Source organism: Brachybacterium hainanense, assembly GCF_042434575.1.
GTDB lineage: Bacteria > Actinomycetota > Actinomycetes > Actinomycetales > Dermabacteraceae > Brachybacterium > Brachybacterium hainanense.
The window spans coordinates 145,708-157,324 of record NZ_JBHLSV010000001.1; the positions used below are offsets into that span (position 1 = coordinate 145,708).

Annotated in this window: 12 protein-coding genes; 6 read left to right on the forward strand and 6 right to left on the reverse strand. The window is 74.2% G+C overall.

Annotation, left to right across the window (positions count from 1 at the left end; all coding sequences use genetic code 11):
* Positions 1 to 2: 2 nt before the first annotated feature.
* The gene (locus ACFFF6_RS00695; protein ID WP_376977272.1) at positions 3 to 2,198 is read right to left on the reverse strand and encodes a RecQ family ATP-dependent DNA helicase; all 2,196 of its coding nucleotides are present in this window, start codon (positions 2,196 to 2,198) and stop codon (positions 3 to 5) included.
* A gap of 30 nt (positions 2,199 to 2,228) precedes the next feature.
* Positions 2,229 to 2,792: a hypothetical protein gene (locus ACFFF6_RS00700; RefSeq protein WP_376977274.1), complete on the reverse strand. Its 564-nt coding sequence runs from the start codon at positions 2,790 to 2,792 to the stop codon at positions 2,229 to 2,231.
* 143 nt (positions 2,793 to 2,935) lie between these two features.
* On the opposite strand from ACFFF6_RS00700, the gene ACFFF6_RS00705 reads away from it, so the two are divergent.
* Positions 2,936 to 3,949: a bile acid:sodium symporter family protein gene (locus ACFFF6_RS00705; RefSeq protein WP_376977275.1), complete on the forward strand. Its 1,014-nt coding sequence runs from the start codon at positions 2,936 to 2,938 to the stop codon at positions 3,947 to 3,949.
* A 373-nt stretch (positions 3,950 to 4,322) separates the two neighbouring features.
* Here ACFFF6_RS00705 and ACFFF6_RS00710 read toward each other — a convergent pair whose 3' ends face one another.
* The gene (locus ACFFF6_RS00710; RefSeq protein ID WP_376977277.1) at positions 4,323 to 4,796 is read right to left on the reverse strand and encodes a DUF2306 domain-containing protein; all 474 of its coding nucleotides are present in this window, start codon (positions 4,794 to 4,796) and stop codon (positions 4,323 to 4,325) included.
* A 107-nt stretch (positions 4,797 to 4,903) separates the two neighbouring features.
* On the opposite strand from ACFFF6_RS00710, the gene ACFFF6_RS00715 reads away from it, so the two are divergent.
* Positions 4,904 to 5,590, forward strand: a complete 687-nt coding sequence (locus tag ACFFF6_RS00715) for a MerR family transcriptional regulator (protein WP_376977279.1) — start codon at positions 4,904 to 4,906, stop codon at positions 5,588 to 5,590.
* Here the strand turns inward: ACFFF6_RS00715 and ACFFF6_RS00720 are convergent.
* A complete protein-coding gene (locus ACFFF6_RS00720) occupies positions 5,532 to 6,257 on the reverse strand; it encodes a hypothetical protein (protein WP_376977281.1) in 726 nt (241 codons plus the stop codon). The genes ACFFF6_RS00715 and ACFFF6_RS00720 overlap by 59 nt on opposite strands.
* Positions 6,258 to 6,302: 45 nt before the next feature.
* Between ACFFF6_RS00720 and ACFFF6_RS00725 the strand changes: the two genes are divergently transcribed.
* Positions 6,303 to 6,827 (forward strand): hypothetical protein, encoded by a 525-nt coding sequence (locus ACFFF6_RS00725; protein WP_376977282.1) that lies wholly within the window; start codon positions 6,303 to 6,305, stop codon positions 6,825 to 6,827.
* A 16-nt stretch (positions 6,828 to 6,843) separates the two neighbouring features.
* Entirely contained in the window at positions 6,844 to 7,434 is a 591-nt protein-coding gene (locus ACFFF6_RS00730) for a hypothetical protein (RefSeq protein WP_376977284.1), read from the forward strand.
* Here the strand turns inward: ACFFF6_RS00730 and ACFFF6_RS00735 are convergent.
* Together ACFFF6_RS00735 and ACFFF6_RS00740 are read right to left on the reverse strand one after the other, a co-directional pair.
* Entirely contained in the window at positions 7,406 to 7,921 is a 516-nt protein-coding gene (locus ACFFF6_RS00735) for a P-loop NTPase family protein (protein WP_376977286.1), read from the reverse strand. The two genes, ACFFF6_RS00730 and ACFFF6_RS00735, sit on opposite strands and share 29 nt — an antisense overlap.
* Before the next feature lie 27 nt (positions 7,922 to 7,948).
* Positions 7,949 to 8,716, reverse strand: coding sequence for a metallophosphoesterase family protein (locus ACFFF6_RS00740; RefSeq protein WP_376977288.1), 768 nt, complete (start codon positions 8,714 to 8,716; stop codon positions 7,949 to 7,951).
* Between the two features lie 23 nt (positions 8,717 to 8,739).
* On the opposite strand from ACFFF6_RS00740, the gene ACFFF6_RS00745 reads away from it, so the two are divergent.
* Both ACFFF6_RS00745 and hrpB read left to right on the forward strand, forming a co-directional pair.
* Positions 8,740 to 9,132, forward strand: a complete 393-nt coding sequence (locus ACFFF6_RS00745; RefSeq protein WP_376977290.1) for a VOC family protein — start codon at positions 8,740 to 8,742, stop codon at positions 9,130 to 9,132.
* A 5-nt stretch (positions 9,133 to 9,137) separates the two neighbouring features.
* Positions 9,138 to 11,612, forward strand: a complete 2,475-nt coding sequence (hrpB, locus tag ACFFF6_RS00750; RefSeq protein ID WP_376977554.1) for an ATP-dependent helicase HrpB — start codon at positions 9,138 to 9,140, stop codon at positions 11,610 to 11,612.
* Positions 11,613 to 11,617 lie beyond the last annotated feature (5 nt).

Genomic DNA, 11,617 nt, shown 5'->3' on the forward strand with positions numbered 1-11,617 from the left:
CCTCAGCCGATCTGCGCGATCGCGAGAGGGAGGACGGGGCCGGCACCGGCGCGTCGCAGCGTGCGAGCGGCGACGGTCATCGTCCAGCGGGAGTCGATCACGTCGTCGACCAGGAGGATCGGCGCCCCGCCGAGGCGGGCGAGGGCGGCGGCGAGGTCGGGGCCCACGAGGAAGCGGTCCCAGAGTGCCGCGACCCGGAAGGCGCTGTTGCCGCCTGCGCGCGGGCGCCCCTCGGCCGCGGCGCGGTCGCTCAGGGACAGCTCCGGCAGCAGCTCCATCTGCCCGATGCGGGCGAGGCCCGCGGCGAGGGATCCGATCAGACGGGGTCTGGATGCGGAGGCGAGGGGCACGACCGCGACAGGGCGGACGGGCCAGTCCCAGGCGGCGAGGACCCTCACGATCCCGTCCCCGACGTCGCGGGAGACCTCGGTGTCGATCGGCATCCCGTCGACGTCCTGGGCGAGCAGCTCGCGCAGGCGTCCGGCCCAGCCCAGGTCCGACATGCGGGCGAGCACCCGGCCCTCCTCCGCCCGCTCCTGCGCGGGGATGCGACCTGAGACGGGGCCGCCGCCGGGACCGCGCACGTGCAGGCGCTCGAGGCCGCTGGGCCATTGGGCGCGCGGGGCGACCTCGGCTCCGACACGGTCCAGGACGACGCCGACCTGTTCGCGCTCGGCGGTGGTGACCGCGTCCGCGGCGGGGTACCAGGGGCCGGCGCAGACGTCGCAGCGCCCGCAGGGCCGGGCCTGCTGGTCGTCGAGCTGGCGGGCGAGGAAGACCATGCGGCAGTCCTCCGCCCGCTCGTAGGCGAGCATCTGCTCCTGCTCGTGGCGGCGGGCGGCGGCGATGCGCCCGTAGCGCTCGGCGTCGTAGGACCAGGGCGCCCCGGTGGAGATCCAGCCGCCGGGGACGGCCTCGGCGGCGCCGTCGACCGCGAGGACCTTCATGAGCAGGTCGAGCGTCGTGCGACGCAGGTCGACACGGGCTTCGAGGGCGGCGGTGGACAGGGGCCGGTCGGCGTCGGCGAGGGCGGCCAGGACGGCCTCGGCGCGGTCCCGCGTCGGCATGGAGGCGGTCGCGAAGTACTCCCAGATGCGGGGGTCCTCGGCGCCGGGGAGCAGGAGCACATCCGCTCGCGGCGTGCCGCGGCCGGCGCGCCCCACCTGCTGGTAGTAGGCGATCGGGGAGGAGGGGGCGCCGAGGTGGACGACGAAGGAGAGGTCCGGCTTGTCGAAGCCCATCCCGAGGGCGCTGGTCGCGGCGAGCGCCTTGACGCGGTTGTCCTTGAGATCCGCCTCGAGGGCGATGCGGGCGTCCGGGTCGGTCCGTCCCGTGTACGCCTTCACGGGGCGGCCCGGAGCGTCCAGCAGGCGTGCCACGTCCTCCGCCGCCGAGACGGTGAGGGTGTAGATGATGCCGCTGCCGGGAAGGGAGTCGAGGACCGCGGCGAGGTAGGCGAGGCGGTCGCGGTCCGCGGGCAGCCTGAGCACTCCCAGCCGCAGGGAGTCGCGGGCGAGCGGCCCGCGGACGGTGAGGACGTCCGCGTGCGTGCCGTCGGCGCGGCGGCCGATCTGCTCGCCGATGTCCTGCACGACCCTCTCGTTCGCGGTGGCCGTGGTCGCGAGGACCGGGACGGTGTCCTCGAGCTCCGCGACGAGGTCGCGGATGCGGCGGTAGTCGGGGCGGAAGTCATGGCCCCAGTCGGAGATGCAGTGGGCCTCGTCGATCACCAGCAGCCCCAGACGGGCGATGAGCCGGGGGAGCTGCTGCTCGCGGAAACGCGGGTTGACCAGGCGCTCCGGGGAGACGAGCAGAACGTCCACGGCATCGGCCGCGAGGTCCTGCTCGATCTCCTCCCACTGCGTGGGATTCGCGGAGGAGATCGCGACGGCGCGCACCCCGGCCCGCTGGGCGGCGGCGACCTGGTCGCGCATGAGCGCGATGAGCGGGGAGACGATGAGGGCGGGGCCGCGGCCGCGGCGGCGCTGCAGGAGCGCGGAGAGGAAGTAGACGGCGGACTTGCCCCAGCCGGTCCGCTGCACCACGAGTGCGCGGCGCCGTTCCGCGACGAGCGCGGAGATCGCCTCGAACTGCCCGTCGTGGAAGACGGCGTCCTCCCGTCCGGTGAGCTCGCGCAGCGCGGCGAGGGCCTCCTCGTGGAGCGGCGTCACGGGCGGGGTGCCGGGTGGGGTGCTCATACCCCGCAGTCTCGCAGAGCCCCCGGACGATCAGCGGGCGGTGGTCCCTCCCTGGGGACGACCGACCCCTGGGGAGGAGGAGCGCAGCGCGTCCACGGCGAGGATCCCGCACAGCACGAGCAGCGACAGCAGGGCCGCCCCGCTGAGGCCGACGAGCCCGGCGCTGAGGACGGTGTGGAAGTCCGCGCCGGAGTTGCCGTAGACGTCGGAGAGCGCCATGCCGGGGGCGAATCCGGCGATCACGAGCATGGGCGCGCCCATCGTGAGCAGGGCGAGATACGTGAGCGCGGAGGCGAGCCAGGTCATGCGCCGATACACGAAGGTCACGGCGATCACCGCGAGGCAGACGGCGAGCCCTCCCAGCAGGACGACGGCGGGCAGCGCCATGGCGTGGGGCAGCTCCCCGGAGGCGCCGAGGTCGGCGTAGATCTGGGCGAGGGTCCGGCCGGGGGCGCCGGCGCGCGGTGCGAGCACGAAGATCTCGAGGCCGCACAGCACGAGGTAGGCGAGGACGCCGAGCGTCCCGCCGACCGCGACGAGCCGCGCCGCCCGCTGGCCCGCGGGCGCATCCTGGTCGTCCTGGACTCCGGTCATGCCCCGATGCTCCCCTCCGGCGCCTCGGCCCGGCAAGGGACCTTGGTCCCTCTCCCCAGCCCCGCCACAGGATCTGCACGTCACACGTCCAGCATGCGTATCACATCGCGAGAAGGTCGTCTCATAGGCGTACTCTCGGGCGCATGTCTTCCACATCCCCCACCGACGCGCCCGCCTCCTCCGCCCCTGCGGCGACGGCGAAGGAGGATCGCAGCGCCCGGGTGGCCGTCACGGTCTTCCCGCTCCTGGTCCTCGCCGGCGCCGCCGTCGGCTTCGCCTTCTCCGGACCGGCCTCCGGCCTCGTCCCCTACGTCAACACCCTGCTCGCCATCATCATGTTCGGCATGGGCCTCACGCTCACGGTCCCGGATTTCACCCTCGTCGCCCGCCGACCGCTGCCGGTCCTGCTGGGCGTGGTCGCGCAGTACGTCATCATGCCGCTGGTCGGACTGGGCGTCTCCTTCGCCCTGCAGCTGCCGCCCGAGCTCGCGGCCGGTGTCATCCTCGTGGGCTGCGCCCCCGGCGGCACCTCCTCGAACGTCATCTCGTACCTCGCCAAGGCGGATACGGCCCTCTCCGTGACGATGACCTCGATCTCGACCCTGCTCGCACCCCTGCTCACCCCCGCGCTCACCCTGCTGCTGGCGGGGCAGTACATGCCCGTCGACGGCGGTGCGATGGCGCTGACCATCCTCAAGATCGTGCTGCTGCCCGTCGCCGCCGGGCTCGTGGTCCGCCTCCTGCTGAGCCGCCTCGTGGACCGGATCCTGCCCGCTCTGCCGTGGATCTCCGTGATCGCGATCTCCCTGGTCGTCGTCGCCGTCGTCGGCAACAGCGCCGACCAGATCCTGCAGGCCGGGCTGCTGGTGCTGGCGGCGGTGATCCTGCACAACGGCCTGGGGTACCTGCTGGGCTACGGCGTCGCCCGCGCCTGCCGGCAGCCGGTCCGTGCGGCCCGCACGGTCTCCATCGAGGTCGGCATGCAGAACTCGGGACTGGCCGCGGGGCTCGCCGCGCAGTACTTCTCCCCCGCCGCGGCCCTCCCGGGAGCGGTGTTCTCTATCTGGCACAACCTCTCCGGCGCCCTGCTGGCGGCGCTGTACCGCCGCTCCGATGCGGCCGACAGCGCCGCATCGGAGCGGGCGACCCGACCCTGACGGTCCTTCCAGCCTGCTCCGGATCCCGGCGCCCGTCGATGGGGACTTCTCCCCGGGGCACTGCCTCCCCGATACCCCACCGATCACCCCCGCCTCGGCTCCGCCACATGTGCATTCGCCGCGCGGAGCACCCCCGCACGCGTCCTGCCTGGGGATTCCCAGCGGTTTGGGAGCGAGCGGACGGTGAAAATCCAGCCGGATCGGGTTATGTTCTACCCAACGCGTTCCCGTGAGGAAACCGGCTGACTGAGGAGGACGCCGGGGACCGCTGACCGGGACCGCGGGGGAAAGGGATGGCCCCGGCTCGTGGGGACGAGCCGGGGCACTTTCCTGTCCGGGGCCCTGCGCCGCCGGACCCGCCGACCGATGCGGATCAGACCTCTCGTGCATCGGCGACCGGCGGCTCTCGCAGCGCGAGCAGCAGGCCGGCCCCGATGACGGCGACGGTGGCCGCGAGCGCGGCCAGCGCCACGAGCGGATCCTGCCGCAGCAGGCCCATGATGGCCCGCCCCGGGGCGAGGACCGCGAAGCCGAAGGCGATGAGCGTGCCGATGTACGAGCCGACCATGAAGCCCCGATGCGTCCCGACGTTCCGGCGTCGGATCGCGACCACGGCGATGACCATGCACACCAGCGTCCAGATCGCCAGGACGTGCAGCGCGTTGAAGCCGTCCGGATGGATGCCGAGGCTGGTCAGGCAGGTCACCACCATGACCGCGACCCACGCCGTGCCCAGACGCCGATGGGCGCGGTCGCGGCGCGGCCGCAGGATCTGCACGGGGCCCAGCAGGATCACGAACAGGGCGCACAGGGCATGGAGGGCGATGAGCGGGGTGAAGGCGTCCATGCCTCGTAAGATAGTGCGGGTATCCCACCAGCGCCATCAGGATAGCGCGGGCCCGCCGCACTATCCCATCGGCAGACCCCATCAGCAGGCATCGCGCAGGAGGTCCCGTGCTGCTCCAGGAGCTCTCCCGACGAAGCGGCGTCAGCACCGCCTCGATCAAGTTCTACCGGCGCGAGGGCCTGCTCCCTCCCGGGGAGCGGATCACCGCGACCCGCTCGGACTACGGTCCGCACCACCTCGACCGGCTCCAGCTGATCCAGGTGATGCGGGAGCTCGCGCATGCCTCCGTCGCCTCGGTGCGGGTGCTCTGCGCCGCCCTCGACGATCCCGAGCGGCCGCTCGTCGCCGCTCTCGAGATCGCCCAGGCCCTCGCGCTGGGCCTCGACGTCGACCTGCTGGAGCCCGGGATCCCGGAGGACGAGGATCCCCGGGTCCGGGATCTGCTCGCGGAGCTCGGCTGGCCCGATGCCTCCTCCGCCCCGCGCCTGGCCCTCGGCGCGATGCTCCGGGAGATGGAGGCCCAGCAGATTCCCCTGCCGCCGGCTGCGCTCCTGCGCTATGCCCGGCCGATGGGCCGGATCGCCGCCGAGGATCTCCGCGACATCCGCGCCGGCGGGGGCGAGGACGCTCCCCCGCCGTCCGCCGATGCGATCGTCCTGCGCGCGGTCGTCGGCTCGATCTCCTACTCCCGGCTGCTCGTGGTGCTGCGGGCGCTGGGCCACGCCTCCCACTCGATCATCGACGCAGATCTATCCCGAACACCCGACGGATCTGCGCCACCGCGTGACGCGTGAAGCGGACGTCGGAAGGGGTGCTGGCCATCGGGACGAACAGGCCAGGATGCTCCGGATGGCTCACGCGGCCGTGCGTGGAGCCGGGGGCGATCACGAACCCTGCCTCCTCCATCCGCGCGAGCAGCTCGCGGCGCGTGGTCGGGTGCCGGGTCCCCAGGCCCCGGCGCGCCGAGGGGCCTGCGGCGAGCATCGCCGTCTCGGGGGTGCGCTCGAACTCCTCGGGCCGCACGGACAGCGCGTAGCGGGTCGCGAACACGCCGATCACGGCGTTGTCGAGACGTCGCACCTGCACGGTGAGGTCGCCGCGCTGGAAATGGTCGCTCACGCCGGCGTCCGCGGTCCAGGCGTCCTCCGGATCGGCGACGGCGAGGACGATCTGCTCCTGCGTCGCCTCCTCGGCGCCGACCACGCGGAGGTCATCCTCGACGATGCGCAGGGGACGGTCCGCATAGCCGGGCTGCTCGGGCGCCTGCGGGCGGGGCAGCTCGAGGGTACGGGCTCGCCGCCGGGGCAGAGACGCGGACGGCGGTTCGGCTGCGGCCGCGTCGCTCCGCCCGGTCGCCGCCCAGTCGACGGGCCGGACCCGCGCGGCCGGGTCCCGGCGGCCCTGCAGCGCACGGGGCGTGGGACGGGAGACGGGTCGGTCCGGAGGCGGGGAGGCAAGCACCCGTCCATGGTGCCGCACTCGCGCGCCCTCGGGTACCGTGGCCGCGTGCTCCACCTCCGTCCTGCTCCTCGTGTCCTCGCCGCGGCCGCGGCTCTCGCCCTGCTCCTGGGCGGCTGCGGAGGCGGGGACGAACCTGCCCCGCAGCCGGCGACGAGCACGAGTGCACCCGCCGCGAGCGACGGAGGCGGCGCCGATCCCTCGGCCGATGCGCCCTCCGACGCCGGCGGCGCCTCCCCGGAGCCCTCAGCGGCCGCGGAGCAGCCCTATCCCGTCACCCCGCCCGCGGAGCCGATCGAGCTCGCGGACGACTGCACCGGCGAGGGCATGCATCGGGCGATGGTGGGCGAGACGGCCTCCCCCGCCCTTCCCGAGCGGGCCGCCGGCAGTCTCGCGATCACCCTCACCGGGGTCGACGCGGAGGGGCGGGCCCAGCTCGCCGCGAGCCTCGACGGCTCCGATCCGCGTGCCATCGCTCCGGCGGCGGTGGGCGACAGCGTCGAGATCGACCTGTGGACCATCTCCGTGACCAGCATCTGCGCCGATTCGGTCGAGTTCGACCTGGTGAACTGACTCGAAGGGACCCTGCATGGACCTCGTCTTCCTGCATGGCCCTGCCGCGGCGGGGAAGCTGACCACGGCTCGCGCTCTCGAGGACCTCGTGGGGCTGCCCGTCTTCCACAACCATCTGGTCGTCGACGCGCTCACCGCCGTCCTGCCCTTCGGCAGCGCGTCCTTCGTGCATCTGCGCGAGGCGTTCTGGCTCGCGGTGATGCGCGAGGCGGCCCGCGAGGACCGGTCCCTGAGCTTCACCTTCGCCCCCGAGCCGACCGTCGGGCACGGATTCGCGGAGCGGGTGCGCGCGACCGTGGAGGAGCAGGGCGGCCGCGTCCGCTTCGTGCGCCTCGAGGTCAGCGAGCAGGTGCAGGAGCAGCGGATCGAGAACCCCGACCGCGCCGAGTTCCACAAGCTGAACAGCCGCGCGACGCTGCGCCGTCTTCGGGCGACGGAGACCGCGGCGGCGGTCGAGCAGCCGCCCGCGGATCTCGTGATCGATACGGGCATCAGCTCTCCGAAGGCCTCGGCACGCGCCATCGCCCACGCCTTCGACCTGCGTCCCCGGCCGCGGACGGTCCGCTACCCGGACCCGGTCACCGGCCCGGTTCCGCCCCCCAGCTGAGCACCGCATCCCGCAGCGCATCCGGACCGGAGGCGCTGTCCAGGCGCAGCACCGGCACCTCGAGCCCGGCGAGCCATTCCTCGTGCCGGTGCCGGCTGCGTCCGGGGAAGCCGGGGTCCTCGTAGCGCCGCGCATATTCGCGGAACGCCTCCCAGCCCGCGCCGCGTGCGGGTTCGCCCCGGCGCCGGGTCTCGCGCGCCTCGAGCCGGCGCAGCCTCTCCTCCGGCTCCAGCGTCAGGAAGACGACCGCATCGACCGAGGCGAGGACGCGCCCACCCCAGCCGATCATCGCCCCGCTGAGGACCCAGGCCGCGCGGGGCGCGAACACCTCCTCCATGAGCGACAGGCGCCGCTCGACGGGCCGCGGTTCCCTGTACGGCGGATCCGTCGGCAGCCAGAAGTAGTCGTCGGCGTCCGCGTGCGGGACCGACCAGGCATCGGCCACGGCGCGTGCCAGAGTCGTGGTGCCGGCGCCGCTCGCGCCCATCACGTGGAGCCGGCAGGGCCGCATGGCTCAGCCCTCGAGGCGGAGGCCCAGCTCCGCGTGCCGTCCGCGGTAGACCGCGGTGCGCAGCTCGATCGCGTAGGAATCCGCCTCCGGCATGCCGAGATCGCGGGCCACGGCGATCTCCGCCTCGACGTCGTAGGGCACCCGCACGAAGGAGAGCGAGAAGGGACCGGGAGCATCGGATCCGAGCTCGCCCTCGAGCACCGCGAAGGCCGCGGTCGGCTCGTCGAGGGGGTTGCCGACGCTGCCCGCGTTGAACAGGGTCCGTCCCGCGTCGACCTCGACGTAGGTGTCGTGGATGTCGCCGTAGCCGACGACGGTCGGGGCCGGACCGTCGCCGGTGAAAGGCGTGGCCGCGAACATCTGCGCGAACTGCTCGGCGCTGTGGTGGAAATGCACGCGCGTGAACTCGTCCGTCGAGGAGGCGTGGAACAGGCGCACGCGCCGCCCGCTCAGCAGCAGGTCATGGGTACCCGGCAGGTCCGCGAGCCACGCCCGGTCCGCCGTGCTCAGCTCGTCCCGCCACCATCGCATGCCCGCGGAGAGCTGATGCCCGTCCTCGCCCAGGAAGGCGTCCCAGTTCCCGCGCACCGTCACGGCACAGCGCTCCCGGGTGAGGGCGACGGCTTCCGCGCCACGCGGCCCCTTCCCCGCGACATCGCCCAGGTTCAGCACGATCGGGATGCCGCGCCGGTCGATCTCCGCGAGCACGGCGCGGTAGGCGGTGAGGTTCCCATGGACATCGGACACCACGGCGATGCGGTCGAGAGTCATGGACAGAGGCTAACGTGCCGGGTATGAGCAGCTTCGTGTCCCACACCTCCTTCGACTGCGCCGACGCCTACGCCCTGTCCGAGTTCTGGAAGCTCGTCCTGGGCTACCAGGACATCGACGGCGACCCCAACCTCCCCGGTCACGAGGAGTGCATGATCCGCGACCCCGAGACCGGGCATCAGCTCCTGTTCATCGAGGTGCCCGAGGGCAAGACCGTCAAGAACCGCATCCACCTCGACCTGCGGCCGCGCGACCTGACGCAGGCCGAGGAGGTGGCCCGGCTCCTCGCCGCGGGCGCGACGGAGATCGCCGACCGTCGGGGGCAGTACGGCCCCGGCAGCGGCTGGGTGGTCCTCGCCGATCCCGAGGGCAACGAGTTCTGCGTCCTGCGCTCGGAGGCCGAGCGCGCGACGTGAGCACGATGCATCGCTTCGACCTGACCGCCATCGGCGCCGGGCTGCCCGTCGCAGGCGCCATGCAGGAGCTGACCGATGCCGCCGCCGCGGGGGCGATGGTCGTCCTCGCCCCACCCGGAACCGGCAAGACCACCGTCCTCCCGCCGCTGATCGCGAACATCGTCGCGGGCCGGACGCTGGTGACCCAGCCCCGCCGCGTCGCGGTCCGCTCGGCCGCGCGCCGCGTCGCGGACCTCGACGGCAGCGATCTGGGCGGCCCCGTCGGGTTCACCGTCCGCGGGCAGCGGCAGGCGAGCGCCGAGACCCGGCTGGAGATGCTGACCCCGGGCGTGCTGCTGCGCCGTCTGCTCGCGGATCCCCTGCTGGACGGTGTGGACGCCGTGGTGCTCGACGAGGTCCACGAGCGCTCGCTGGACCAGGACCTGCTGCTGGGCATGCTCGCCCAGGTCCGAGAGGTGCGCGAGGACCTGCTGGTCGTGGCGATGTCCGCGACGCTGGACGCCGGTGCGGTGGCGGAGCTGCTGGGCGCGCAGGTGGTCGAGATCCCCTCGCCGCTGCACGCCCTCACGATCGAGCACGCCCCGGCGCCCGCAGGACGCCTGGACGAGCGCGGCGTGCGCCGCGACTTCCTGGACCACCTGGCCCGGATCACGGCCGATGCCCGCTCCCGCCAGGACACGGACGCCCTCGTGTTCCTGCCGGGCGCGCACGAGGTCGACGAGCTCGTGCGCCGTCTGCGCCCGCTCGCCCCGGAGGTCGAGGTGCTGCCGCTGCACGGACGCCTGCCCGCCGCCGCGCAGGACCGGGCGACCGCGGGCCGCCGCCCCGGCGAGGCACCGCGGATCGTGGTCTCGACCGCGCTCGCGGAATCGTCTCTGACGGTGCCGGGCGTCCGCCTGGTCGTGGACGCGGGCCTGTCCCGGGAGGTGCGCCGCGACCGCGGCCGGGACATGGCGGGCCTGGTCACGGTGAGCGCCTCCCGCGAGTCCATCGTCCAGCGCGCCGGCCGGGCCGCCCGACAGGGCCCGGGCACCGCGATCCGTGCCTTCTCCGAGACCGATGAGGCCCGGATGCCGGCCCGTGCGCTGCCGCAGATCGCGGTCGCCGACCTCACCGATGCGGCGCTCACGATGGCCGCCTGGGGCACCCCGGGCGGGGACGGGCTGCCGCTGTGGGACGCGCCGCCCCCGGCGAGCGTCGCGCAGGCGCTGCGCACCCTGCGGCACCTCGAGCTGACTGGGGAGGACGACCGGCCCACACCGCTGGGCCTGCGCGTCGCCCGCATGCCGGTCGGCGTGCGGGAGGCCCGGGCCCTGCTCGAGGGAGTGCGCGAGCTGGGCGATGCCCGCGCGGCAGCCGAGGTCGTCGCCGCAGTCTCCGATGACCACCGGGCCCAGGGGGCTGACCTCGAATCCCTGCTGCGCGACCTGCGCTCGGGCCGCTCCCCCGGCGCCGACCGCTGGCGCCGTGAGAGCGACCGGCTGACCCGCCTCGCGGAGCTGCCCGGCGCCCGTCCCACCGGTGCCGGCCCCGGCACGGTCCTCGCCCTCGCCCGCCCCGAGCGGATCGCGCGGCGCGTGGCGGAGGGCTCGCGCAGCTATCTGCTGGCCTCCGGGACCAGGGCCGCCCTTCCGGAGGGCAGCGGCCTCGCCGGGCAGGAGTGGCTCGCGGTCTGGGAGGTGCAGCGGGCGCAGGGGCGCTCGGCCGACGGGACCGGTGCCGTGATCCGCCTGGCCGCGCCGCTGGGTGAGGAGGAGGCCCAGCTGCTGGCCGGTCCCCTGCTCACCGCGACCCGCACGGTGGAGCTGGATGCGAGCGGGCGCGTGCTCGCCCGCGAGGTGCGGGTTCTCGGCGCGATCACCCTGTCCTCGACCCCGGTGGCGCCGCGCCCGGAGGACATCGGCCCGGCGATCCTCCAGCAGCTGCGCACCCAGGGCCTCTCCTTGCTGACCTGGTCCGATGCCGCTCTCGCGCTGCGCGCCCGGCTCGCCCTGCTGCACGGCGCGCTCGGCGCCCCCTGGCCCGCCGTCGACGACGAGGCGCTGCTGGCCGCCCTTCCGCAGTGGCTGGGCCCGGACCTCACCGCACAGAGGGCCCGGCCGCGGCTCGCCGCGATCGACGTGGCCTCCGCCCTGCGCCGTCTGCTGCCCTGGCCGGAGGCGAGCCGGCTGGACACCCTCGCCCCCGAGCGCCTGCCCCTGCCCGGCGGGCGCAGCGCCCGCATCGCCTACACGACCGATGCCGAGCAGCGGCCCGTGGTCGCCGTGAAGCTGCAGGACCTCCTGGGCGCGGACATCTCCCCGCGGATCGTCGACGGGCGGATCCCGGTGCTGTTCCACCTGCTCTCCCCCGCCCGGCGGCCGCTCGCGATCACCGAGGACCTGGCCTCCTTCTGGGCCGGCCCCTACCAGCAGGTCCGCAAGGAGATGCGGGGCCGCTACCCGAAGCACGCATGGCCCGAGGACCCGCTCGCAGGGTAGGGTCT

Coding starts and splice junctions, on each gene's coding strand:
- ACFFF6_RS00735 (WP_376977286.1), bottom strand. CDS start 7,921: ATGGGCGCGAGCGGCGCCGGCACCACGACTCTGGCACGCGCCGTGGCC.
- ACFFF6_RS00745 (WP_376977290.1), top strand. CDS start 8,740: ATGAGCAGCTTCGTGTCCCACACCTCCTTCGACTGCGCCGACGCCTAC.
- ACFFF6_RS00705 (WP_376977275.1), top strand. CDS start 2,936: ATGTCTTCCACATCCCCCACCGACGCGCCCGCCTCCTCCGCCCCTGCG.
- ACFFF6_RS00695 (WP_376977272.1), bottom strand. CDS start 2,198: ATGAGCACCCCACCCGGCACCCCGCCCGTGACGCCGCTCCACGAGGAG.
- ACFFF6_RS00730 (WP_376977284.1), top strand. CDS start 6,844: ATGGACCTCGTCTTCCTGCATGGCCCTGCCGCGGCGGGGAAGCTGACC.
- ACFFF6_RS00740 (WP_376977288.1), bottom strand. CDS start 8,716: ATGACTCTCGACCGCATCGCCGTGGTGTCCGATGTCCATGGGAACCTC.
- ACFFF6_RS00700 (WP_376977274.1), bottom strand. CDS start 2,792: ATGACCGGAGTCCAGGACGACCAGGATGCGCCCGCGGGCCAGCGGGCG.
- ACFFF6_RS00710 (WP_376977277.1), bottom strand. CDS start 4,796: ATGGACGCCTTCACCCCGCTCATCGCCCTCCATGCCCTGTGCGCCCTG.
- hrpB (WP_376977554.1), top strand. CDS start 9,138: ATGCATCGCTTCGACCTGACCGCCATCGGCGCCGGGCTGCCCGTCGCA.